The organism is Variovorax sp. SRS16, assembly GCF_901827165.1.
Lineage (GTDB): Bacteria > Pseudomonadota > Gammaproteobacteria > Burkholderiales > Burkholderiaceae_C > Variovorax.
The window spans coordinates 2,904,392-2,927,692 of sequence record NZ_LR594666.1; the positions used below are offsets into that span (position 1 = coordinate 2,904,392).

General features: G+C 68.1%; 24 protein-coding genes. 11 read left to right on the plus strand and 13 right to left on the minus strand.

The features are described from left to right. Complete coding sequence (locus tag E5P2_RS14075; protein WP_162567761.1) at positions 1–642, minus strand: peroxiredoxin; 642 nt, start codon at positions 640–642, stop codon at positions 1–3. Positions 643–742: 100 nt separating this feature from the next. Continuing rightward, positions 743–1,660 carry a LysR family transcriptional regulator gene (locus E5P2_RS14080; RefSeq protein WP_162567762.1) on the minus strand — a complete coding sequence of 306 codons (918 nt, stop codon included), beginning with the start codon at positions 1,658–1,660 and terminating at the stop codon, positions 743–745. Between the two features lie 128 nt (positions 1,661–1,788). Here E5P2_RS14080 and E5P2_RS14085 point away from each other — a divergent pair, with 128 nt between their 5' ends. Beyond that, complete coding sequence (locus tag E5P2_RS14085; protein ID WP_162567763.1) at positions 1,789–2,436, plus strand: FMN-dependent NADH-azoreductase; 648 nt, start codon at positions 1,789–1,791, stop codon at positions 2,434–2,436. A 20-nt stretch (positions 2,437–2,456) separates the two neighbouring features. On the opposite strand, the gene E5P2_RS14090 is transcribed toward E5P2_RS14085, so the two are convergent. Then, a complete protein-coding gene (locus E5P2_RS14090) occupies positions 2,457–2,933 on the minus strand; it encodes a carboxymuconolactone decarboxylase family protein (protein ID WP_162567764.1) in 477 nt (158 codons plus the stop codon). Between the two features lie 62 nt (positions 2,934–2,995). On the opposite strand from E5P2_RS14090, the gene E5P2_RS14095 reads away from it, so the two are divergent. Continuing rightward, positions 2,996–3,463: a MarR family winged helix-turn-helix transcriptional regulator gene (locus E5P2_RS14095; RefSeq protein ID WP_162567765.1), complete on the plus strand. Its 468-nt coding sequence runs from the start codon at positions 2,996–2,998 to the stop codon at positions 3,461–3,463. Between the two features lie 17 nt (positions 3,464–3,480). Here the strand turns inward: E5P2_RS14095 and E5P2_RS14100 are convergent, their stop codons facing one another. The 5 genes from E5P2_RS14100 to E5P2_RS14120 all read right to left on the minus strand — a co-directional run bounded on the left by E5P2_RS14100 (position 3,481) and on the right by E5P2_RS14120 (position 7,015). Beyond that, positions 3,481–4,032, minus strand: coding sequence for an NADPH-dependent FMN reductase (locus tag E5P2_RS14100; protein WP_162567766.1), 552 nt, complete (start codon positions 4,030–4,032; stop codon positions 3,481–3,483). Positions 4,033–4,117: 85 nt separating this feature from the next. Beyond that, entirely contained in the window at positions 4,118–5,032 is a 915-nt protein-coding gene (gene epsC / locus E5P2_RS14105; RefSeq protein WP_162567767.1) for a serine O-acetyltransferase EpsC, read from the minus strand. Between the two features lie 76 nt (positions 5,033–5,108). Then, on the minus strand, positions 5,109–5,324 hold the full coding sequence (locus E5P2_RS14110; protein ID WP_162567768.1) for a TOBE domain-containing protein: 216 nt from the start codon (positions 5,322–5,324) through the stop codon (positions 5,109–5,111). Positions 5,325–5,404: 80 nt separating this feature from the next. After that, positions 5,405–5,989 carry an NADPH-dependent FMN reductase gene (gene ssuE / locus E5P2_RS14115; protein ID WP_162567769.1) on the minus strand — a complete coding sequence of 195 codons (585 nt, stop codon included), beginning with the start codon at positions 5,987–5,989 and terminating at the stop codon, positions 5,405–5,407. Between the two features lie 3 nt (positions 5,990–5,992). Continuing rightward, on the minus strand, positions 5,993–7,015 hold the full coding sequence (locus tag E5P2_RS14120; protein WP_162567770.1) for a sulfate ABC transporter substrate-binding protein: 1,023 nt from the start codon (positions 7,013–7,015) through the stop codon (positions 5,993–5,995). Between the two features lie 126 nt (positions 7,016–7,141). Between E5P2_RS14120 and E5P2_RS14125 the strand changes: the two genes are divergently transcribed. The 4 genes from E5P2_RS14125 to trhA all read left to right on the plus strand — a co-directional run bounded on the left by E5P2_RS14125 (position 7,142) and on the right by trhA (position 10,985). Continuing rightward, a complete protein-coding gene (locus E5P2_RS14125) occupies positions 7,142–7,417 on the plus strand; it encodes an oxidative damage protection protein (protein ID WP_162567771.1) in 276 nt (91 codons plus the stop codon). 15 nt (positions 7,418–7,432) lie between these two features. Further along, positions 7,433–9,286 (plus strand): FAD-dependent 5-carboxymethylaminomethyl-2-thiouridine(34) oxidoreductase MnmC, encoded by a 1,854-nt coding sequence (mnmC, locus tag E5P2_RS14130; RefSeq protein ID WP_162567772.1) that lies wholly within the window; start codon positions 7,433–7,435, stop codon positions 9,284–9,286. Positions 9,287–9,329: 43 nt separating this feature from the next. Beyond that, on the plus strand, positions 9,330–10,226 hold the full coding sequence (locus E5P2_RS14135; protein WP_162567773.1) for a transglutaminase family protein: 897 nt from the start codon (positions 9,330–9,332) through the stop codon (positions 10,224–10,226). A 144-nt stretch (positions 10,227–10,370) separates the two neighbouring features. Then, a complete protein-coding gene (gene trhA / locus E5P2_RS14140) occupies positions 10,371–10,985 on the plus strand; it encodes a PAQR family membrane homeostasis protein TrhA (protein ID WP_162567774.1) in 615 nt (204 codons plus the stop codon). On the opposite strand, the gene E5P2_RS14145 is transcribed toward trhA, so the two are convergent. The 5 genes from E5P2_RS14145 to E5P2_RS14165 form a co-directional block, all read right to left on the minus strand. After that, positions 10,960–11,223, minus strand: a complete 264-nt coding sequence (locus E5P2_RS14145) for a formate dehydrogenase subunit delta (protein ID WP_162567775.1) — start codon at positions 11,221–11,223, stop codon at positions 10,960–10,962. The two genes, trhA and E5P2_RS14145, sit on opposite strands and share 26 nt — an antisense overlap. A gap of 11 nt (positions 11,224–11,234) precedes the next feature. After that, on the minus strand, positions 11,235–12,050 hold the full coding sequence (gene fdhD, locus E5P2_RS14150; RefSeq protein WP_162570492.1) for a formate dehydrogenase accessory sulfurtransferase FdhD: 816 nt from the start codon (positions 12,048–12,050) through the stop codon (positions 11,235–11,237). A gap of 33 nt (positions 12,051–12,083) precedes the next feature. Then, positions 12,084–14,951 carry a formate dehydrogenase subunit alpha gene (gene fdhF / locus E5P2_RS14155; RefSeq protein ID WP_162567776.1) on the minus strand — a complete coding sequence of 956 codons (2,868 nt, stop codon included), beginning with the start codon at positions 14,949–14,951 and terminating at the stop codon, positions 12,084–12,086. Between the two features lie 5 nt (positions 14,952–14,956). Then, a complete protein-coding gene (locus E5P2_RS14160; protein WP_162567777.1) occupies positions 14,957–16,531 on the minus strand; it encodes a formate dehydrogenase beta subunit in 1,575 nt (524 codons plus the stop codon). 82 nt (positions 16,532–16,613) lie between these two features. Further along, a complete protein-coding gene (locus E5P2_RS14165) occupies positions 16,614–17,099 on the minus strand; it encodes a formate dehydrogenase subunit gamma (protein ID WP_162567778.1) in 486 nt (161 codons plus the stop codon). A gap of 229 nt (positions 17,100–17,328) precedes the next feature. Here E5P2_RS14165 and E5P2_RS14170 point away from each other — a divergent pair, with 229 nt between their 5' ends. The 5 genes from E5P2_RS14170 to E5P2_RS14190 all read left to right on the plus strand — a co-directional run bounded on the left by E5P2_RS14170 (position 17,329) and on the right by E5P2_RS14190 (position 23,292). Next, positions 17,329–18,408, plus strand: a complete 1,080-nt coding sequence (locus E5P2_RS14170; RefSeq protein WP_162567779.1) for a substrate-binding domain-containing protein — start codon at positions 17,329–17,331, stop codon at positions 18,406–18,408. A gap of 13 nt (positions 18,409–18,421) precedes the next feature. Next, positions 18,422–20,047 carry an MFS transporter gene (locus tag E5P2_RS14175; protein ID WP_162567780.1) on the plus strand — a complete coding sequence of 542 codons (1,626 nt, stop codon included), beginning with the start codon at positions 18,422–18,424 and terminating at the stop codon, positions 20,045–20,047. A gap of 232 nt (positions 20,048–20,279) precedes the next feature. After that, positions 20,280–22,058, plus strand: coding sequence for a nitrite/sulfite reductase (locus E5P2_RS14180; protein WP_162567781.1), 1,779 nt, complete (start codon positions 20,280–20,282; stop codon positions 22,056–22,058). Further along, entirely contained in the window at positions 22,055–22,465 is a 411-nt protein-coding gene (locus E5P2_RS14185; RefSeq protein ID WP_162567782.1) for a DUF934 domain-containing protein, read from the plus strand. Before E5P2_RS14180 ends, E5P2_RS14185 begins: the two co-directional genes overlap by 4 nt. 11 nt (positions 22,466–22,476) lie before the next feature. Continuing rightward, positions 22,477–23,292 (plus strand): phosphoadenylyl-sulfate reductase, encoded by an 816-nt coding sequence (locus E5P2_RS14190; protein ID WP_162570493.1) that lies wholly within the window; start codon positions 22,477–22,479, stop codon positions 23,290–23,292. Positions 23,293–23,301: the final 9 nt, after the last annotated feature.

A 23,301-nucleotide genomic window follows, 5' to 3' on the forward strand; every position in this document is an offset into this window, starting at 1 on the left:
TTATTTATTGGGCTGCGGTGTCAATCGCAGATAGGGCCGGATGGCCTTGAAGCCCTTCGGGAAGCGTTGCGCGAGCTCCGCCGGGTCCTGGATGCTCGGGCTGATCACGACATCGTCGCCGTCCTGCCAATTCACCGGCGTCGCGACCTTGTGGCTGTCGGTCAGCTGCAGCGAATCGATCACGCGCAGGATCTCGTCGAAGTTGCGGCCCGTGCTCGCGGGATAGGTGATGGTGGCGCGGATCGCCTTCTTCGGATCGATGATGAACACGCTGCGCACGGTCGCCGTGGTCGAAGCGTTCGGATGGATCAGGTCGTAGAGGTCGGCCACCTTGCGGTCGGCGTCGGCCAGGATCGGAAAATCGACGGTGGTGCTCTGCGTGTCGTTGATGTCGCCGATCCATTCCTTGTGCTTGTCCGCCGGATCGACACTGATTGCGATCGGCTTGACGCCGCGCCTGGCGAACTCGCCCGACAGCGCGGCGGTCTTGCCCAGTTCCGTGGTGCACACGGGCGTGAAATCGGCGGGATGGGAGAACAGCACCACCCAGGCATCCCCGGCCCACCTGTAGAAATCGATCGGACCCTCGTTGGAGTCTTGGGTGAAATCGGGGGCGATGTCGCCGAGTCGCAGGGTGGCCATGGTTGCTCCGGAGAAGGTGAGTTGAGGATTGTCGGAATCCGCTCTTCATCCGTAAACGAATATCTACTTGTTTGAATATGGCGTTTTGCGCATAACGAGCTCAGCCGGCCAGCGCGTGAGGTTCGTCGCCGTTCAGGTTTTCGGCCAGGAAATCGATCAGACGCCGAATGGCGGGCACGAGCGCCCGGCGCGCCGGGAACATGGCGTGCGTAATACCCGGCGCCGGCCCCCATCCCGGCAAGACCTCCACCAGTTGGCCGGCCTTCAGTTCGCCGCGGCACATGTAGTCCGGCAGCACCGACGCGCCGGTCCCCTGCACCACGGCGAACTTGAGCGTCAACAGATCGTCGGCCACATAGCGAGGCGTGTGCGAATGCGTCTCCACGGCGCCGTCGGGCCCTTCGAGGCGCCAGTGAGTGCGTCCCTCGCCGCTCGACATCGAGACGGTGTCGAGCTTCGACAGATCGGCCGGCGTGCGCACGGGCCCCTGCTTTCGGAGCTGCTCCGGGTTAGCGACCAGGATGCCGCGGCTGACGCCGAAGGTCTTGGCCACGAGCGTGGCGCTGTCCTCGATCTGCGGCCGCACGCGCAGCGCCAGATCCACGCCCTCCTCGACCGGATCGACCGGCCGGTTCAGCACCCGCATCTCGATCCGCACGGCCGGATAGCGCTGCATGAAGATCGGCAGCAGCGGACCCAGCGCGCTCTGCGCCAGCGTCACCGGACAGCTCAGGCGCACGGTGCCGCGCGGCTCGGTCTGCACCTGCGCGACCGCTTCGGCGGCCGCCTGCGCCGCGTCGCGCATGGCCGCGCAATGGCGCAGGTAGAGCTCGCCAGCCGGCGTGAGCGACAGGCGCCGGGTGCTGCGCTGCATCAGCTGCACGCCCAGTTGCGCCTCCAGGTCGGCCACGCGCCTGGACAGCCGCGACTTGGGAATGCCGAGCGCGCGGCTCGCGGCAGCAAAGCCGCCGTGTTCCGCGACCTCGGCAAAGAAAACCATGTCATTCAGGTCTTGCATCGATCGATTGTCCTGTTATTGGGACGATATGACCTAATTTTACCGACTTATCAAGCAATCACATCAAAAATAGAATTCACCCATGCCGACCGATTTCCGTGCCGGCCCTTTCAAGGAAAGCATTGATCATGAAGCTGCTCCACGTCGATTCCAGCATCCTGGGCACCAACTCGGTATCCCGCCAACTCACCGCCGAAGTGGTGGCCGACTGGCGTCGGGCCCATCCCCACACGACGGTCGACTACCTCGATCTCGCGGTCGAGACCCCGAACCATTTCAGCGCCGACGCGCTCGGCATCAAGGTCGGCATCCAGGCCGAACCCACCGACGCCCAGCGCCGCGAGAACGAAGTGTCGGAAAAGCTGGTGAGCCAGTTTCTCGCCGCCGACGTGATCGTGATCGGCGCGCCGCTCTACAACTTCACCGTGCCGACCCAGCTCAAGGCATGGATCGACCGGCTCGCGCAGGCAGGCCGCACCTTCAAGTACACCGACAAGGGCGCGGTCGGCCTCGCCACCGGCAAGACCGTGATCGTCGCACTGGCGCGCGGCGGCATCTACTCGACCAGCGAAGGCGGCCAGGCGATGGAGCATCAGGAAAGCTACCTGAAAGTCATCTTCGGCTTCTTCGGCATCACCGACGTGCGCTTCGTGCGCGCCGAGGGCGTGGCGATGGGCGAAGCGGCGAAGGCAGCCGCACTCAGCGTCGCGCGGGCCGACATCGCGACCGCGACCGGCCACGCAGCCAATCAGGACGTCGCCTCGCTGGCGGCCTGAACGCCCGCCCGCTTCGCGGGTTATGCAGCGCTTCCCTCTGCAATCGGCGGTGCGAAGCGCAGGGCCACGGCGATCCGGTTCCATTGGTTGATGGTGCCGATCGCTACGGTGAGGTTCATTGCCTCCGATTCACTGAAGTGAAGCCGCAGCGCCTGCCAGGCCGCGTCGTCGGTGTGGCGCTGCGCCATCAACGTCAGCGTCTCGGTCCATTCGAGCGCGGCGGCTTGGCGCGCCGAGAACACGCCGGCGTCGCGCCAGGCCGCGACCAGATCGAGCCTCGGCGCCTCCACGCCCAGCTTGCGCAGCACATTGAGATGGAATTGCAGGCAGAAGGCACAGCCGTTGATCTGCGATGCACGCAGCTTGATCAGCTCGGTCAGCGACTTTTCCAGCCCGGAATCGTCGACGGCCTTGCTCATTGCGCGCAGTGCCGAATGCACGGCGGGCGCTTGCCTGGCGAAGTCCGGATAGTCGATCCGGGGCGGCAACGTGCTCATGGAATGCGAGTCCTTCATGGTTAAATATCAGAGTACGAACATGTTATTCGAGCCCTGACATCATGCGCAAGACCACGATTCCGGATGGGCCTTCGATCCCGAAGATCGGCGAAGGCAAACGCGGTCCCGAAGGCTATCTGGGCTATCTGCTGCGGCAGGCCGGTGCGGCGCACGCACGGCGCATGGAGCGCGCCCTGTCCGACCTCGGCGTGACGCCGCCGCAGTTCGTGGTGCTGACGATGCTGGTGGCCTATCCGGGCATCTCGAATGCCGAGATCGCCCGCCTGGCCATGCTGACACCGCAAACCGTGAGCGTGATCGTCTCGAACCTCGAGCGCTCGGGCGCGCTCGAGCGGCGCGCCCATGCGGTGCACGGACGCATCCAGCATCTCGATGTCACGGCCGAAGGCGAACGGCTGCTGGGCGCATCCCGCCAGCGCGTGCGTGCACTGGAGCGGCAACTGGCCGCCTCGCTCACACCCGACGAAGAGCAGATCGTTCGCCGATGGCTCGTGGCCGTCGCGCTCTAGGCGCGATCGGGATCAGCTCAGACCGAGTGGGCCTTGACCCAGGCCACGTACTTGTCGATCCATGCCTGCAGAAACTGCTTGCTGGCTTCCGCGATATGCCCCTTGTCGTCGAACAGCCCTTCCTTGTTCTGCAGGAAGACTTCGGGCTGGCCCATGGTCGGCACGTCGAGGTAGGCCAGGATGTTGCGCAGATGCTGCTGCGCGAGCGCGGTGCCGATGGCGCCGACCGACACGCCAATGACACCCGCCGGCTTGCCCGCCCATGCGCTCTGCCCGTAAGGCCGCGAGGCGTTGTCGATCGCGTTCTTGAGCACGCCGGGGATCGAGCGGTTGTATTCCGGCGTCACGAACAGCAGCCCCTGCGCCGCGGCGATCTCCGACTTGAGCCGCTTGACGGCCGACGCCTGGTTGCCGTCATCGTCCTGGTTGTAGGCCGGCAGGTCGTCGATGCGCACGTGCTCGAACGTGAAGTCCGCGGGCGCGAGATGCGCAATGGCAAGTGCCAGCTTGCGATTGAACGAATCCTTGCGCAGGCTGCCGACGATGACGGCGATTTTGGTCTGGCTCATGAAAGCTCCTTGGAACGGGTGGACGGGAAGCAAGATGGATTATGCGGAGCCGCCGAGGCTTTTTTCTGACTTCTGAAAGCTTCGCTCAGGCCGCCCTGTGCTGCGGCGCGTTCTGCAGGCTCGCCTGCGTCACGCTGGCGCCCGGCGGCACGTCGTCGGTGATCCACACGTTGCCGCCGATGGTCGCGCCCTTGCCCAGCGTCACGCGGCCAAGGATCGTCGCACCGGCATAGATCACCACGTCGTCCTCCACCACCGGATGGCGCGGCAGGCCCTTTTGCAGCTTGCCTTCGCCGTCGGTCGGAAAACGCTTGGCGCCCAGCGTCACGGCCTGGTAGATGCGAACGCGCTTGCCGATCACCGCGGTCTCGCCGATCACGACGCCCGTCCCATGGTCGATGAAGAAGCCGGCATCGATCTTCGCGCCCGGATGGATGTCGATGCCGGTCTGCCCGTGCGCGATCTCGGCCACGATGCGCGCGAGCAACGGCAGCCCGAGGCCGTAGAGCTGGTGCGCGAGCCGATGGTGAACCATCGCGAGGATGCCCGGATAGCACAGCAGCACCTCGTCGACGCTGCGCGCCGCCGGATCGCCCTGGAAGGCCGCGAGCACATCGCCGTCCAGCAAGCGCCGGATGCCCGGCAGCGCCGCGGCGAATGCGCGCACGGCGGCGGCGCCTTCGGCATCGATGGCCTCTGCATCGCGCGGGTTGTGGCGCGCGTTGTAGCGCAGCTCCAGCCTCGACTGCACCAGCAGGGACTGCAGCGCGGAATGCAGCGTGTGGCCGACGTAGAAATCCTCGCTCTCGTGCCGCAGATCGGGCGGCCCGAGACGCATCGGGAACAGCGCACCCTTGAGCGATTCGACGATGCCGGCCAGCGCATCGCGCGACGGGAACTCCCGGCTGCCGGGTTCGCGCGAGCGCCTTTGCGAATCGCGCCATTCGTCGCGCGCCTGGTGCAGCGCGAGCACGATGTCGTTGACATCGAAAAGGGACATGGGTTTTCTCCGGTGGTGCGGGGGTCCGACCTTGCACCATCGCACAAAACCCCGCCCCGGCGGGGTTTCTGCCAGCCTAGAGCTTCGCGATCGACACCTCGGTCGATTTCACCAGCGCCACGACATCGGAGCCGACCCTGAGCTGCAGCTCGTCGACCGAGCGCGTGGTGATGACCGAGGTCACGATGCCCCACGGCGTCTCGACATCGATCTCGGAGACGACGTCGCCGCGCACGATCTCGCGGACCTTGCCCTTGAATTGATTGCGGACGTTGATGGCTTGAATGGGCATGAAGAACTCCTGAAAGAAAACGAAAAAAAGATCGGACAGCCCAGTACGGCGCATGGGCCGGAGCGCCGTGCCAGCGGTCGTCAGACGCTACATCGCACGCGCGAGAACGCCACCGCCTCGAAGCCCGCGGCGGCCGGCAGCCGGAGCCCTTCGCTCGCCAGCGTGTCGACCGCATCGTCGAGCCGCTGCGCGAGTTCGGCCTGCAGCTGGTAGGCGCCCTCGAGCTGCAGCGTGACCTGGCCGTCGGTCGCGTACACGCCCGGCAGGATGTGCCGCGCGGCCAGCGATTGCAGCACCGGCCTGAGCGCATAGTCCAGCGCCAGCATGTGATGCGGGCTGCCGCCGGTGGCCAGCGGCAGCACCGTCTTGCCCTTGAGCGCGGACTGCGGCAGCAGATCGAGGAACACCTTGAGCACGCCGCTGTAGGCCGCCTTGTAGACCGGCGTCGCGATCACGATCGCATCGGCACGCCGCACCTGCTCGGCCGCGTGCTGCACCGAAGGATGCGAGGCCTCGCCGAGCAGGAGGGCATGCGCCGCAAGCTCGCGGATCGCAAGCCGTTCGACCCGCACCTCGCGCAGCGACAGACGCGCGGCCACGGCATCGAGAAGAACGGCGGAGCGTGAAGGCGCAGAGGGGCTGCCGGCAATGAGAAGAACGGACACGAGTTATTTATTCACGTAGATCTGGTCGAAGGAGCCGCCATCTGCAAAGTGCACCTTGTCAGCCTGGGTCCAGCCGCCGAAGGCCTGGTCGATGGTGAACAGCGTGAGCTTGGGAAACTGCTTCTCGTACTTCGCCTTGGCCTTGTCCGAGGTCGGCCGGTAGTAGTTGCGGCCGGCGATGTCCTGGCCTTCATCGGAATACAGGTACTTCAGATACTCCTCGGCCACGGCGCGCGTGCCCTTCTTGTCGACCACCTTATCGACCACCGCGACCGTGGGCTCGGCCAGGATGCTGATCGACGGCACCACGATCTCGAACTTCTCGGGGCCGAATTCCTTCAGCGCCAGGAAGGCCTCGTTCTCCCATGCGAGCAACACGTCGCCGACGCCGCGCTGCACGAAGGTGATGGTCGAGCCGCGCGCGCCGGTGTCGAGCACGGGCACGTTCTTGTAGAGGTTGGCGACGAATTCCTTGGCCTTCGCATCGCCGCCGTACTTGCGCTTGGCGAACTCCCAGGCTGCGAGGTAGTTCCAGCGCGCCCCGCCCGAGGTCTTTGGGTTGGGCGTGATCACCTGCACGCCCGGCTTCACCAGGTCGTCCCAGTCTTTGAGACCCTTGGGATTGCCCTTCTTCACGAGGAAGACGATGGTCGAGGTGTAGGGCGCCGAGTTGTGCGGCAGACGCTTCTGCCAGTCGGGCTTGACGAGGCCGCCGTGCGTCGCGAGCGCGTCGGTGTCGCCGGCCAGCGCGAGTGTGGCGACGTCGGCATCGAGGCCGTCGATGATCGAGCGCGCCTGCTTGCCCGAGCCGCCGTGCGATTGCTTGATCGTCACGTCCTGCCCGGTCTTGGCTTTCCAGTACTTGACGAAGGCCTGGTTGTAGTCGACGTAGAGTTCGCGCGTCGGGTCGTATGACACGTTGAGCAAGGTCACGCCCTGGGCAAACGACGGCAATGCCGTCAGGGCGATGCCGGCTGCAGCGGCGGTACCGAGGGAAAGCTTGATAAAGTCGCGGCGAAGGCTCATGGTCTTGTGCTGCTCGATGGCATGACGTTGAAGCCGCGTATTCTGGATATCGCATATGGAAACGCGAACGACCGAGTTCTCAGTTTCTAATAGCCAAATCAACTAAGACACCCAAAGGCAACCCAAATGGCTCGCATGGTTCAGTGCATCAAGCTCGGCAAAGAGGCCGAAGGGCTCGACTTCCCGCCCTACCCTGGCGAACTCGGCAAGCGTCTGTGGGAAAACGTCAGCAAGGAAGCCTGGGCCGCCTGGCTCAAGCAGCAGACGATGCTGGTCAACGAGAACCGCTTGAACCTCGCCGATGCGCGGGCAAGGCAATACCTCGCGCGCCAGATGGAGAACCACTTCTTCGGCGGCGGCGCCGACGTCGCGCAGGGCTACGTGCCGCCTTCCGCATCCTGAGTTCCCGAGGCCCGCATGGCCGAGCCCGTCGACTGGCGTGCCGACGGCGTCCCGCGCAGCGCGCGCTTCGACGACATCTACCACACCGAAAGCGGCGCGCCCGCGCAGGCGCGGCATGTCTTCCTGGCGGGCTGCGGCCTGCCCGCGGCATGGGCCGGTCGCCCGCAATGGCTGATTCTCGAAACCGGCTTCGGCCTCGGCCTCAACTTTCTGACAACCTGGCAGGCCTGGCGCGCGGATCCGCAGCGTCCGCAGCGCTTGCACTTCGTTTCCATCGAAGCGTTCCCGGTTTCGCGCGATGACCTCGCGCGCGCAGCGGCGGCCTGTCCCGAACTTGCGGCGCTCGCCGGCGAGCTGGGCGCGCAATGGTGGGGCCTCCTGCCCGGCTTCCATCGGCTGGCCTTCGACCAGGGCCGCGTGCTGCTCACCCTTTGCATCGGCGACGTGCAGCCGATGCTGCGCGCGCAGCACTTCGAGGCCGACAGCATCTTTCTGGATGGCTTCAGCCCGGCGCGCAATCCGCAGATGTGGTCCCCGGACACGCTCAAGGGCGTGTCGCGCTTCACGCGGCGCGGCACGCGCATCGCGACCTGGAGCATCGCGCGGCCGGTGCGCGACGCACTGACGCAATGCGGCTTCCGGATCCACAAGGCACCGGGCCTGCCGCCGAAACGCGACTGCCTGCAAGGCGTGTTCGAACCGGCCTGGCAGGTGCGGCGGCGCGGTGTTCCGATCATCGACGAGCGCGCGCCGGCAGCCGGGCATTGCGCGGTCATCGGCGCCGGGCTGGCAGGCGCTGCGGTGGCATCCAGCCTCGCGCGTCGCGGCTGGCGTGTCACGGTCTTCGACGCCGCAGATCAACCCGCAGCCGGCGCTTCCGGATTGCCGGCGGGTGTGCTCTCGCCCCATGTGTCGCCCGACGACGCGCTGCTCTCGCGCCTCACGCGCACAGGCATTCGCATCATCTGGCAACAGCTCGAAGCGCTGCTGGAAGAAGGCATCGACTGGTGCGCGAGCGGCGTGCTCGAGCGGCGCGAGACCGGCAATGCCCGCCTGCCGCCCGGCTGGTCGGCCGACGGACCCAACGAGTCATGGCGCGCATCGCCGACGCAGCTGGACGCAGCAGGACTGCCAGCCGACACCACTGCGCTGTGGCACCGGCGCGGCGGCTGGGTGCGCCCGTCGCGGCTGATCGCGGCCTGGCTCGCGCAGCCCGGGATCCGCTTCGAACCCAACCGGCGCATCGCCCGCCTGAGCGCGCGCGGCACGGGCTGGACGCTCTTCGACACGCAACACGCCGCCATCGCCGACGCCGACCGCGTGGTGATCGCGGCCGGCCACGAGAGCCGCGCATTCGCCGCCTCGATGCCTTTGCAACCGGTGCGCGGCCAGCTCGAGACCGGGCGCATGCACGGCGGCCTGATGCTGCCCGCGGCGCCCCTCAATGGCGACGGCCACCTGATCGCACACGTGCCCGATGCCGGCGGTGCGCTGTGGCTGGCGGGCGCCACCTTCGACCGCGACAGCGAAGCGCTCGCGCCGAATGCCGTCGACACCGAAGTCAATCGTGCCCGCTTGGAGCGGCTTCACCCGACGGCCGCCGCGGCGCTCGCGCCGGCCTTCGAACGCGGCGCCACCGAGCCCTGGGTCGGCGTGCGCTGCGCCTCCGGCGACCGCCGGCCGCTGGTCGGGCCGCTCGATGCCGAAGGCATGCCGGGCGTCTGGCTCTGCACGGCGATGGGTTCGCGCGGCCTGAGCTTCGCGGCCCTGTGCGCCGAGCTGCTGGCCGCGCGCTGGCACGGCGAGCCGCTGGCGCTGCCGGCAACGCTGGCGCGTGCCCTCGACACGCGGCGCGTGCAAGGGCGTTGATGCGAATGCGGTCCGGCGGCCGTCGACGGCGCCACAATCGCGCATGGCCACCCAGTACGACATCGTCCACACCACCGTCTACCGCTACAACGAGCCGGTGAGCTTCGGCCTGCACCGCGTGATGTTCAGGCCGCGCGACAGCAATGACCTGCGCGTGCTGGCGACCGACCTGCAGGTCAGCCCCCAGGCCTACGTGCGGATGATCCAGGATCCGCATTCCAACTCGGTGGCGCTGGTGCAGCCGATGGGCGAGGCGACCGAGCTGCGCATCGTTTGTTCCTTCTCGATCCAGCAGGTGAGCGCGCCGCATCACACGCTCGAACTCGAGCCGGCGGCCGAGTTCCTGCCCTTCGCCTACTCGGTGCAGGAGCGGCTGGACCTGGAGCACTACCTGCGTCCGCACCATGACGATCCCGAGGGCGTGTTGATCCGCTGGGCGCATCAGTTCCTGCACAGCGATAAGCCCAACAGCACGCGCGAAGTGCTCGCGCGCATGAATGCCCACATCGGCCAGAGCCTCACCTATGCGGCGCGCGACGAGGAAGGCACGCAGACACCGCTCGCGACGCTGGCGCTGGGCACCGGCAGTTGCCGCGACTACACGCTGCTGATGATGGAAGCCGCGCGCCGCCTCGGCGTCGCCACGCGCTTCGTCTCGGGCTATCTCTACGACGCCGCGCTCGACAGCGGCAGCGCCGCGCCCGGCGACACGGTGACCGGTGCCGGCGCCACGCATGCCTGGCTGCATGCCTATCTGCCGGGCGCCGGCTGGGTGGCCTACGACCCGACCAACAACCTGGCCGGCAGCGGCCAGCTGATCCGCGTCGGCGTCGCGCGCGATCCCTCGCAGGCCGCGCCGATCAGCGGGAGCTGGTACGGCCCGGCCGAAGCCTACGAAGGGCTCGAGGCCACGGTGCAGGTGAGGCGCATCGAGTCATAGGCACCGCAGCCAGGGCGTAGCGCGAACGCCCAGACCCGATGGTGGATGCGCGCCGCCGCCGATCGGCGTCTGATGTCATGACGCTGCCGCATTGCGGCGGCCCACTCGACATCCTCACCGACATCCTCACGATCGCGATCCTTCATGTACCCCGGCGAACGCTTCAACGGATACAGCCACCTGCTCGGGCTGATGCTGGCCACGGCAGGCTCCGCCCTGCTGCTCGCGCGCACCGTGCCCGGCGGCGACCCGGCGAGGACGGCGAGCGCGCTCGTCTTCGCGCTGTCGATGGTGACGCTCTACGCCGCGTCGACGCTCTTTCACAGCACGCGCGGCCGCACGCGCCTGTTCTGGCAGCGCGTCGACCACTGTGCGATCTACCTGCTGATCGCCGGGAGCTATACGCCGTTCGCCCTGGTCACGCTGCAAGGCGCGTGGGGCTGGGCGCTCCTGGTCGCGACCTGGGGCGCCGCGCTGTTCGGCATCGGCCGCGAGCTGCGGCCGGGCGAGCCGCCCAGGCCCTCGCTGCTGCTCTATGTGGGCATGGGCTGGATCGGCGTGCTGGCCGCCGCGCCGATCGTCGAGCGGCTCGACGGTGCCGGCCTCGCGTGGCTGCTGGCCGGCGCCGCGCTGTATTCGATCGGCACGGTGTTCTATCGCAATCGCCGCGGCTGGCGCCATGCGCATGGCACCTGGCATCTGTTCGTGCTGGCCGGCACGGTGAGCCACTACGTCACGGTGACGCGCTTCGTGCTGTAGCGGGCTGCGTTCGCCAGTCCAGGATGTCGCGATGCAGGCGAAGGGTTTCGCCCAGCACCTCGTTCAACGCTGCGCCGCCGGTCTGGTCGACGTGCTCCAGGAAGGCCCGCCGCATGCGGGGATCCCAGAACTTGCGAATGTGCAGCGCGATGTCCTTCAATGCCTGAGGCCGATCGGGCATCGCCTCGAAGAAGCTGCCGATCTGGTTGGCCATGCGGATCAGGTTGTCGACTTGCATCGGGCTATTCGTTAGAGGGGTTCGAGCGAGAGTCGCTCCGGATGGGCGTAGGCGACCAGATCGTCGCCGCGCGCGAAGCCGGCCAGCGTCAGGCGCGCGGCCGCGGCCGTGCGGATCGCGAGCGAGGTGGGTGCCGAGACGGCGGCCAGCAGCGGCACGCCCGCGATCACGCTCTTCTGCACCATCTCGAAGCTGGCGCGGCTGGTGACCACGATGAAGCCGGTGTCGGGCCCGGGATGCCGCGCAGCGACGAGCCCGCCGATCAGCTTGTCGAGCGCGTTGTGGCGACCCACGTCCTCGCGCAAAAGATGGATCTCGCCGTGCGCCGAGCACCAGGCCGCGGCGTGCACCGCGCCGGTCGCGCGTTGCAGGGTCTGCAGGCCGCCCAGTTCGGCCATCGCGCGCGCGACGGCCTGCCGCTCGAATCGGGGGCCGTCGGGCAGCACGGGCAACTCGCGCGCCACATGGGCCAGGCTTTCGGTGCCGCAGAGGCCGCAGCCGGTGCGTCCGGCCAGCGACCGGCGCCGGTCCTTGAGGCGCGCGAAGGCGGCAGCGGCGATGCGCAGCCGCATCGTGATGCCGAGCGCGTCCTCGTGCTGTTCGACGTCGTAGAGCTCGTCGCGGCTCGCCAGCACGCCTTCGCTCAGCGCAAAGCCGAGCGCGAAGTCTTCCAGGTCCAGCGGCGTGGCCAGCATCACGGCATGCGATACGCCGTTGAACTCGAGCGCCACCGGCACCTCGTCGGCCACCCAGTCGCGGCCCGCGAGTTCGCGCCCCTTGCGAACCCCGCGCACCGCATGCTGCGTGGCGCCGCCGCGCAGGAACATGGCGTCATCCGGCTTCACGCGGCACCCGCCTCATCATTTCGCCGCGACGGCATGGCCGGCCTCCTCGCGTTCCTTCAGCAGCGCCTCCTGGATGCGGTTGAAGCGGCTGTATTCCTGCTGCCATTTCGACGGCTGCATCACGCGCGTCACCTGCACCGCGGTCACCTTGTACTCGGGGCAGTTGGTCGCCCAGTCGGAGTTGTCGGTGGTGATCACGTTGGCGCCCGATTCGGGGAAATGGAAGGTGGTGTAGACCACGCCCGGCCGCACGCGCTCGGTGACGTCGGCATGCAGCACGGTGTCGCCGACCCGGCTCTGGATGCCGACCCAGTCGCCGTGCCGGATGCCGCGCTCCTCGGCGTCGTGCGGATGGATCTCCAGCACGTCCTCGGCATGCCACTGGTTGTTCTCGGTGCGCCGGGTCTGCGCGCCGACGTTGTACTGCGACAGGATGCGCCCGGTGGTCAAGAGCAGCGGGAACTTGCGCGTGACCTTCTCGTCCGAGGCCACGTACTGGGTGACGAGGAAGCGGCCCTTGCCGCGCACGAAGCGGCCGACGTGCATCGTCGGCGTGCCGTCGGGCGATGATTCGTTGCAGGGCCACTGCACGCTGCCGCCCATGCGGTCGATCTTGTCGAAGCTCACGCCGCTGAAGGTGGGCGTGAGCGCGGCGATCTCGTCCATGATCTCGCTCGGGTGCGTGTAGTTCATCGGATAGCCGAGCGCGTTGGACAGCTTCATCGTCACCTCCCAGTCGCCCCAGCCGCCGAGCGGCGGGACGATCTTGCGCACGCGCGAGATGCGGCGCTCGGCGTTGGTGAAGGTGCCGTCCTTCTCCAGGAAGGAGGAGCCGGGCAGCAGCACGTGCGCGTACTTGGCGGTCTCGTTGAGGAAGATGTCCTGCACCACGATGCACTCCATCGCCATCATCGCCGCGGCGACGTGCTGGGTGTCCGGGTCCGACTGCACGATGTCCTCGCCCTGGCAATACAGGCCCATGAAGGTGCCGGCCAGCGCGGCATCGAACATGTTCGGAATGCGCAGGCCCGGCTCGGGGTTGATGTCCACGCCCCAGGCCTCCTCGAAGGAGGCGCGCACGGTGCTGTCCGAGACGTGGCGATAGCCGGTCAGCTCGTGCGGGAAGGAGCCCATGTCGCACGAACCCTGGACGTTGTTCTGGCCGCGCAGCGGATTGAGGCCGACGCCTTCGCGGCCGACGTTGCCGGTCGCCATCGCGAGGTTGGCGATCGCGATCACCGCGGTCGATCCCTGGCTGTGCTCGGTGACGCCGAGGCCGTAGTAGATCGCCGCGTTGCCGGCCGTGGCATAGAGGCGCGCGGCGGCGCGCAGCTCGGCGGCGGGCACGCCGGTCTCGGCCTCGGTCGCCTCGGGCGAGTTCTCGGGTCGCGCGACGAAGGCCCGCCACTCGTTGAACGACTTCTGCTCGCAGCGCTCGGCAACGTAGGCCTGGTCGACCAGCCCTTCGCCGACGATGACGTGCGCGAGCGCGGTGACGACCGCCACGTTGGTGCCCGGCCGCAGCTGCAGATGGTGCGCCGCGCGCACGTGCGGCGACCTGACGAGATCGATGCGCCGCGGATCCACCACGATCAGCTGCGCGCCCTCGCGCAATCGCTTCTTCATGCGTGACCCGAACACCGGATGCGCATCGGTCGGGTTGGCGCCGATGACCAGGATCACGTCGGCCTGCTCCACCGACTTGAAGGTCTGCGTGCCGGCCGAGGTGCCCAGCGTCACGCCGAGCCCGTAGCCCGTGGGCGAGTGGCACACGCGCGCGCAGGTGTCGACGTTGTTGTTGCCGAAGGCCGCGCGCACCAGCTTCTGCACCAGGTAGGCTTCTTCGTTGGTGCAGCGCGACGAGGTCAGGCCGCCGATGGCATCGCGGCCGTACTTGGCCTGGATGCGCTTGAACTCGCTGGCCGCATGGCCGATGGCCTCGTCCCAGCTCACCTCGCGCCACGGGTCGGTGATCTTCTCGCGGATCATCGGCCTGGTGATGCGGTCCTTGTGCGAGGCATAGCCCCAGGCGAAGCGGCCCTTCACGCAGGCGTGGCCCTCGTTGGCCTTGCCGTCCTTCCACGGCACCATGCGCACCACCTCGTCGCCCTTGATCTCGGCCTTGAAGCCGCAGCCGACGCCGCAGTAGCCGCAGGTGGTGACGACGCTGCGCTCGGGCTGGCCGATGGCGATCAGCGTCTTCTCCTTCAGCGCGTCGGTCGGACAGGCCGCGACGCAGGCGCCGCAGCTCACGCATTCGGAGTCCATGAACGATTCGTTCTGCCCCGCCGACACGCGCGACGCGAAGCCGCGGCCGCTGATGGTCAGCGCGAAGGTGCCCTGCGTCTCCTCGCAGGCCCGCACGCAGCGGTTGCAGACGATGCACTGCGCCGGGTCGTAGGTGAAGTACGGATTGGATTCGTCCTTCGCGTCGCTCGCATGGCTCGCGCCGCCGAAGCCGTAGCGCACGCCCTCCACGCCTGTCGCGGCCACCATGTGCTGCAGTTCGTTGCTCGGCGCCTGCGCGCCGGCGGCATCGGGCGGCAGGTCCGACAGGTAGAGCTCCATCACGCCCTTGCGCAGTGCCAGCAGCTTCGGCGTCTGCGTGCGCACCTGCATGCCGGCCTCGGCCGGCGTGGTGCAGGATGCGGGATAGCCCTTGCGGCCTTCGATCTCGACCAGGCACAGGCGGCACGAGCCGAAGGGCTCGAGGCTGTCGGTGGCGCAGAGCTTGGGCACCTGCACGCCGGCCTGCGCGGCGGCGCGCATCAGCGACGTGCCTTCGGGCACGGTGACCGCGGTGCCGTCGATGTCGAGCGTGACCTCGCGCGCCGCCGTGCGTTGGGGCGTGCCGTAGTCGATCTCGTTCAGGGAATCGTGCATCTTCTTCATCTCCTCGTGTCGGCCGGCGCGACCGCGTCGTGGGCCGCGGCGCCGTCGAAATCCTGCGGAAAGTGATCGAGTGCCGAGAGCACCGGGTACGGCGTCATGCTGCCCATCGCGCACAGCGAGCCGTGCACCATCGTGTCGCAGAGGTCGCGCAGGAGGCGGATCTGGCGCGGCGCATCGGTGCCGGCACGGATGCGATCGATCACCTCGACGCCGCGCGTCGAGCCGATGCGGCAGGGCGTGCACTTGCCGCACGATTCGACGACGCAGAATTCCATCGCGTAGCGCGCGAGCGCGGCCATGTCGGCCGTGTCGTCATGCACCACCAGGCCGCCGTGCCCGACCACGGCACCGACCGCGGCATAGGCTTCGTAGTCGAGCGGGATGTCCCATTGCGAAGACGGCAGGTAGGTGCCGAGCGGCCCGCCCACCTGCACCGCCTTGATCGGCCGGCCCGAGGCCGAGCCGCCGCCGAAGTCGTAGAGCAGTTCGCGCAGGGTGACGCCGAAAGCCTTCTCGACCAGCCCGCCCTGCCGGATGTTGCCGGCCAGCTGGAACGGCAGCGTGCCGCGCGAGCGGCCCTGCCCGAAGTCGCGGTAGAACTCGGCGCCGCGCGCCAGGATCAGCGGCACGGTGGCCAGGGTGATCACGTTGTTGACCACGGTGGGCCGGCCGAACAGCCCGACGATGGCCGGCAGCGGCGGCTTGGCGCGCACCACGCCGCGCTTGCCCTCGAGGCTTTCGAGCAGCGCGGTCTCTTCGCCGCACACGTAGGCGCCGGCGGCCTTGCGCACTTCGAGCACGAAGCGATGGCCGGAGCCCAGCACGTCGGCGCCGAGAAAGCCCGCGGCCTCGGCGAGGCGGATGGCTTCGTTCAGGGTCGCGATGGCATGCGGGTATTCGGAGCGCACGTAGATGTAGCCCATCGTCGCGCCGGTGGCGATGCCGGCGATGGCCATGCCCTCGATCAGCATGAACGGATCGCCTTCCATCGTCATGCGATCGGAGTAGGTGCCGGAGTCGCCCTCGTCCGCATTGCAGACCACGTACTTCTGCGGCGCCGGCGTGGCCAGCACCGTCTTCCACTTGATGCCGGCCGGGAATGCCGCGCCGCCGCGGCCGCGCAGGCCGGCGTCGAGCACCTGCTGCACGATGTCCGCCGGCGCCATCGCGAGCGCGCGGCGCAGACCGGCGAAGCCTTCGTGGGCCTCGTAGTCGGCCAGCGACAGCGGATCGGTGATGCCCATGCGGGCGAAGGTCAGGCGCTCCTGCTTCTTCAGGAAGGCGATCTCGTCGGTCAGGCCGAGACCGAGCGCGTGCGCGCCGCCGTCGAGAAAGCCGGCGTCGAACAGCCCCGCCACATCGCGGGGCGTGACGGGCCCGTAGGCCATGCGCCCTGCGGGCGTCGCGACCTCCACCAGCGGTTCGAGCCAGAACAGGCCTCTCGAGCCATTGCGCACCAGCGTCACTGCGACGCCGCGCGCCGCGGCCTCCTCGGCGATGCGGCGCGCCACGCGTTCGGCGCCGGCGGCCAGCGCGGCCGAGTCACGCGGCACATAGACGGTGACGGTCATTCGTGCCCCCACGCTCGGCACTTCGTGTCCTCGCTGCCCCCCAAGGGGGCGCGAGCCTGCTTGGGGCGGCCCGGCGCGGCGCTCATGCGTAGGCCCCGGCTTCCTGCAGCAACGCGTCGAAGACCTGCGGCGTGACGCGCGCGTGCGGTTCATCGCCCAGCATCATGGCCGGCGACGAAGCGCACAGACCGAGGCAATAGACCGGCTCCAGCGAGAACTCGCCGTCCTTCGTGGTGCCGTGCAGCCCGCAGCCTAGCCGGTGCTGCGCGTGCGCCAGCAGCGCCTCGGCGCCCATGGCCTGGCACGATTCGGCGCGGCAGATCTGCACCACCCGCCGGCCCGCCGGTTGCGAGCGGAAGTGGTGGTAGTAGCTCACCACGCCATGCACCTCGGCACGCGAGAGATTGAGCGCACCGGCGATCTCGGGCACCAGCTCGGCCGGGATATGGCCGAGCGCATCCTGCACGTCGTGCAGGATCGGCAGCAGCGCACCCGGCATCGCAGCGCGCCGTTCGAGTACCTCGCGCACGATGGCCAGTGCTGTGGCGGAAGGGGGTTGGTCAGTCATCAATGGAAAGTCTCGAAGGCTCGGGGTCTCGATGCGAATTCAATGGAACAGCGCCAGCGCGCTGAGGAAGCTGCGGCGTGGATTGGATGGCAGGAGTATTCGCAGCGCAATATGCGACGTTCCATCGAAGCCATATGCGCTCGAGTGCCTATGACCCATCCGCGGACCCATGCCGCCGTTGGAGGGCATTCATAATCGGAGCGCGCCGCCAGCGAAAACACACGTACGTATGCATGAAGTCACGATCAAGCCCGAATGGATCATTCGCCGTCCGGGTGGCGTCGCGTTGCCGCGGCGGGTGGTCGACCTGCTGGTCAAGGTGCATGAGCACGGCAGCCTGGCCAGCGCCTGCAAGGCGTCCGGCATGTCCTATCGCCATGCCTGGGACCTGCTGCACGAAGGCGAGCTCCTGTTCGGCGAGACGCTGGTGCTCATGGAGCGCGGCAAGGGCTCGAGCCTGACCTTGCTCGGCGAGAAGCTGGTGTGGGCCGATCGCCGCATCGTCGCGCGCCTGTCGCCGATGCTCGATTCGCTCGCCTCCGAGTTGGGCGCGGAGATCGAGAAGGTGCTCTCGGCCGCGCCCGCGCTGCTGCGCATCCACGCGAGCCATGGCTTCTCGGTGCAGATGCTGCACAACTTCCTCGGCGCGGCCCACGTGCCGAACGAGCTCAAGTACCGCAACAGCCTCGAGGCTGTCGTGTCGCTGCACAACGGCGATTGCGACGTGGCCGGCTTCCACGTGCCGCTGGGCGAATTCGAGGCGCCGGTGCTCGAGCACTACGGCGACTGGCTCACGCTCGGCACGCAGAAGATCATCAACATCGTGACGCGGCGGCAGGGGCTGATGGTGGCGCCCGGCAATCCGAAGGAGATCTACCAGATCAGGGACCTCGCCCGGCCCGACGTGCATTTCATCAACCGCCAGGCCGACTCCGGCACGCGCCTGCTGTTCGACCTGCTGCTGCGCAGGGAAGGCATCGAGCCGGCGCAGATCAAGGGCTACGAGCAGTGCGAATACACGCATGCCGCGGTCGCCGCCTTCGTCGCCAGCGGGATGGCCGATGCGGGCTACGGCGTGGAGACGCCGGCGCGCCAGTTCAAGCTCGACTTCATCCCGAGCCAGACCGAGCGCTACTGCCTGATGTGCAACGAGAAGGCGCTGGCCACGCCCGCGGTCCAGAAGATGCTCGAGATCCTGCGCAGCGAGGAATACCGGACGGCCGTCAACCAGTTGCCGGGCTACCAGACCCACGAATCGGGGACCGTGATCGAGTTGGACGAGGCCTTCAAGTCGCTGGCGGCCGGCTAACATCCCCGCCAACGTGAAACCCCAGAACTTCAACTTCCACCATCCCCTCGCCTTCTGGATCGGCTGCATCGCCATCATCGGCGGCGTGCTCGCGCATGTGCCGATGTTCCTGATGGGCCGCTACACCGGCTACCAGATGGTCGGCATGGAGATGGACACCACCATGCTGACCGGCATGGCGATGATCCCGCTCGGCGTGCTGCTGTCGGCCTACGGGCTGATGCCGCGCATTGCGCAGATGCAGAAGAGCCTGCACGGCGACAGCCACCTGCAGTTCCATCTGGCCGACGGCGTGCCGCTCAACGGCGAGCACTGGAAGCTGGTGGGCGTGCTGGTCGTCGCGCTGGCCGTCGATGTGCTCAAGCCGGCCACGCTGGGCTTCGTGATGCCGGGCATGACGCACGAGTACGCGATCAGCAAGGAAACGGCAGGCGTGCTCGCGCTGGTCGCGCTCATCGGCACCACGGTGGGTTCCGTCGTGTGGGGGCGGCTGGCCGACATCTTCGGCCGGCGTTCGGCGATCCTGCTGTCGGCGCTGATGTTCATCGGCACCGCGATCTGCGGCGCGATGCCGGCCTTCGGCTGGAACCTCGCGATGTGCTTCCTGATGGGGGCGTCGGCCGGCGGGCTGCTGCCGATCACCTTCACGCTGATGGCGGAGACGGTCCCCGCAGCGCACCGCGGCTGGATGCTGGTGGCGCTCGGCGGCGTCGGCACCTCGGCCGGCTACCTGCTGGCGGCCTGGTCGGCAGCCTTGCTGGTGCCCGAGTTCAGCTGGCGCGCGCTGTGGCTGCTCGGGCTGCCGACGGGCCTGCTGATCGTCTTTCTCGGCCGCTACATCCCGGAGTCGCCGCGCTTCCTCTCGAACGCCGGGCTGGCCAACGAAGCCCGCGCCGTGCTCGCGCGCTTTGCCGGCGGCCAGGCGGCCGGTGCGGGCGCGGCCGGCCCCGCGCCGGTCGTGGTCGAACCGGAAGAACCGTCGGGCGGCCTGATGCAACTGCTGCGCGGCAGCCATGGCCGCATCACCTGGGGCCTGGTGGTCTGCGGCGTGGCCTGGGGCCTAGTGAACTTCGGCTTCGTGCTGTGGCTGCCGACCAACCTGGGCAGCATGGGCATGGACCCGACCGCGGCCAGCGCCCTGCTCGCGCGCTCCGCGCTGCTGGCGCTGCCGGGCATCGGCGTGGTGATCTGGCTCTACCACCGCTGGAGCAGCATCAAGGCGCTGGTGCTGTTCATCGTGCTCACCGCGGCGACGCTCCTGGTGTTCTTCGGGCTCGGCCTGGCGCAGGTGCAGTCCAGCCTCGCGATGGTGCTGACGACCGCCCTGCTGCTCGTGAGTTCGAGCGGCGTGATCGCGATGCTGATCCCCTACGCGGCCGAGATCTATCCGGTGCACCTGCGCGGCACGGGGTCGGGCGTGATCGCGGCCAGCTCCAAGTTCGGCGGCATCCTGGGCGCGGGCTTCGGCGTGCTCGGCGTGTTCGGGCATTTCGCCATGTCGGCCCTGCTGATCGCGGTGCCGATGGCCGCTGCGGCGGTGATGCTGGTGCGCAGCGGCATCGAGACCCGCGGGCGAGGCCTGGAAGATATCCAGGAAGATATCCAGGACACCTTCGCCGCGCCGCGCGGCAGCCTTTAGGGCCGCCGGCCGCCTGCGCGCTCAGGCCGCGCCGCGCGGCATGGAAGCCCGACGTGCGGCCTTATCCGAAAAAGGCCCTCCATCGCCCCGCAACCCGCATGGATGCTGGCGAATAAGCTTATCCGCATAAAGCGCGAACCAAAAAATAGTTTGGTTCCATAAGGCTCGCACCTACAGTCCTGCCTCACGTTGACGGGCCATGGACGCATGGTCTTCCAGCCAGACTGAACACATGTACCAATACACAGATTTCGACCGCCAGTTCGTGCGCCTGCGGGCCGCGCAGTTCCGTGACCAACTTGAGCGCTGGCAGAGCGGCAAGCTCGCCGAAGAACAGTTCCGGCCGCTGCGCCTGCAGAACGGCTGGTACGTCCAGCGCTACGCGCCGATGCTGCGCGTGGCCGTGCCCTACGGCGAACTCTCCAGCGCGCGCCTGCGGGTGCTGGCGAAGATCGCCCGCGAGTACGACGCGCCCGAAGCCGAGCTCTACCGCAACGCGAACGAGATCCAGGGCAAGCTGGGCAGCGTGAAGCTGCCGACGCACTATGCGCACTTCACCACGCGCACCAACGTGCAATACAACTGGATCCCGCTCGCCAAGTCGGCCGACGTGATGGATCTGCTGGCCACCGTCGACATGCACGGCATCCAGACCAGCGGCAACTGCATCCGCAACATCACCAGCGACGAGCTCGCCGGCATCGCCGTCGACGAGATCGCCGACCCGCGTCCCTTCGCCGAGATCATGCGGCAGTGGAGCACGCTGCACCCCGAATTCGCCTTCCTGCCGCGCAAGTTCAAGATCGCCGTCACCGGCGCCGTGGAAGACCGCGTTGCCACCGGCTGGTATGACGTCGGCCTGCAGCTCTACAGGAACGAGGCCGGCGAGCTCGGCTTCCGCGTCAAGGTCGGCGGCGGCATGGGCCGCACACCGATCATCGGCACCGTGGTGCGCGAGTTCCTGCCCTGGGACCAGCTCATGAACTACCTGGAAGCCGTGATCCGGGTCTACAACCGCTACGGCCGGCGCGACAACGTCTGGAAGGCGCGCATCAAGATCCTCGTCAAGGCCGAAGGCCAGCGCTACATCGACGACGTCGAGGCCGAGTACAAGCAGGTGATCGAGCGCGACGGCGCGCCGCACACCATCACGCAGGCCGAACTCGACCGCGTGAGCGCGAGCTTCGTGACGCCGACGCTCGCCGCGCGCGTGTTCCGCAGCGCCGAGGAAACCCATGCTGCGCTGCGCGCCCAGGCCGATGAAGACCCGCAGTTCGCGCGCTGGCTGCATCGCAATGTGGCGCCGCACAAGAACCCGGCGCTGCGCGCCGTCACGCTGTCGTTCAAGCGCCTCGGCCAGGCGCCGGGCGACGCATCGGCCAGCCAGCTCGAGGCCGCGGCCCAGCTCGCCGACCGCTTCAGCGCCGGCGAGGCCCGCGTCACGCACGAACAGAACCTGCTGCTGGCGTGGGTCCATGCCGAAGACCTGCACGCATTGTGGCTCGCCGCCCGCGAGGCCGGCTTCGCCAGCCCCAACATCCATCTGCTGACCGACATGATCTCCTGCCCGGGCGGCGACTTCTGCTCGCTGGCCAATGCGCGCTCGATCCCGATCGCGGCCGCCATCACCGAGCGCTACCAGGACCTCGACGAACTCGACGACCTGGGCGAGATCGACCTGCACATCAGCGGCTGCATCAACTCCTGCGGCCACCATCACAGCGGCCACATCGGCATCCTCGGCGTCGACAAGGACGGCAAGGAGTGGTACCAGGTCACGCTCGGCGGCTCCGATGGCGCCGCGCGCAATGGTCCGGCCCTGCCCGGCAAGGTGGTCGGCCCGTCGTTCTCGGCGGCCGAGGTGCCGGACGTGGTGGAAGCCGTGCTCAACACCTACCGCGACACGCGCAACGCGGGCGAGAGCTTCATCGACACTTTGCGCCGCGTCGGCATGGACCCCTTCAAGGCGGCCGCCAACGGCGCGCGCTTCAAGGTCGAGGAGGCCGCATGAACAGGACGCTTCAACTGATCGCGGCCGAGGACCACGTGGACGACGGCGACCCGAGCGTGCTGCAGATCGCCAACGATGCCGACCCGCTGGCCATCGAGGTGTGCCTGAACGACGTGCAGCGCATCGACCTGAACTTCCCGAAGTTCACCGATGGCCGCGCCTTCAGCCAGGCCTACCTGCTGCGCCGCCGGCTCGGCTTCAAGGGCGACATCCGCGCCACCGGCGACGTGCTGATCGACCAGCTGGTGCAGATGCAGCGCAGCGGCTTCTCGAGCGCGGTGCTCAAGGAAGGCGTGGACGCCTCCGATGCCCAGCGCCAGTTCGACCGCTTCGGTGACTTCTACCAGGGCGACGTGGCCTCCACGCCGCTGTTCCGCCATCGCGATGAAGCGGGAGCCGCCGCTTGAGCCTGCCTTCGATGAACGCCATCTCGCTCTACGCGAAGGCCTCTGCCGATTTCGATGCCAGGCTCGCCGAAAGCGTCGCGTTGCTGCGCCGCGCAGCGGACGAGTTCGCACCGATCACGCAAGCCTCCAGCCTCGGCGCCGAGGACATGGTGGTGACCGACCTGTTGCAGCACCACGGCATCGCGTCCGGCATCTTCGTGCTGGAGACCGGCAAGCTGCACGCAGAGACGCTGGGCCTGCTCGACACGCTGCAGACGCACTACGGCCGCCAGGTCGACATCTATCGCCCGGTCGAGGCGGCCGCGGCCGCCTTCGTCGCGGCCAACGGCGAGGAAGCCATGTACCGCAGCCTCGACCTGCGCAAGGCCTGCTGCCACATCCGCAAGATGGAGCCGCTGGAGCGCGCCCTCGCGGGCCGGCGCGGCTGGATCACGGGCCTGCGCCGGGAGCAATCGGGCGCGCGCGCCGAGGTCGAGTTCATCGAGCAGCAGCCCGAGCGCGTCAAGGTCAACCCGCTGGCGCGTTGGACCTGGGGCGACGTGTGGCACTACATCGCGTTGCACGAGGTGCCCTACAACCCGCTGCACGACCAGTTCTATCCGAGCATCGGCTGCGCGCCCTGCACGCGCGCCGTGACCCTCGGCGAGGACTTCCGCTCGGGCCGCTGGTGGTGGGAACAGGAAAGCGCCAAGGAATGCGGCCTGCATGTCGCCGCCGACGGCAGCCACGAAGGCGAGGAGCCGGCCGCGTTCGAATCCCAGTCTGCCGTTTCTGCCGTCTCGCCGCTGCCGAACCGTGCCATTCCCATCCGTGCCATCCCGAACTGACCACCGCTT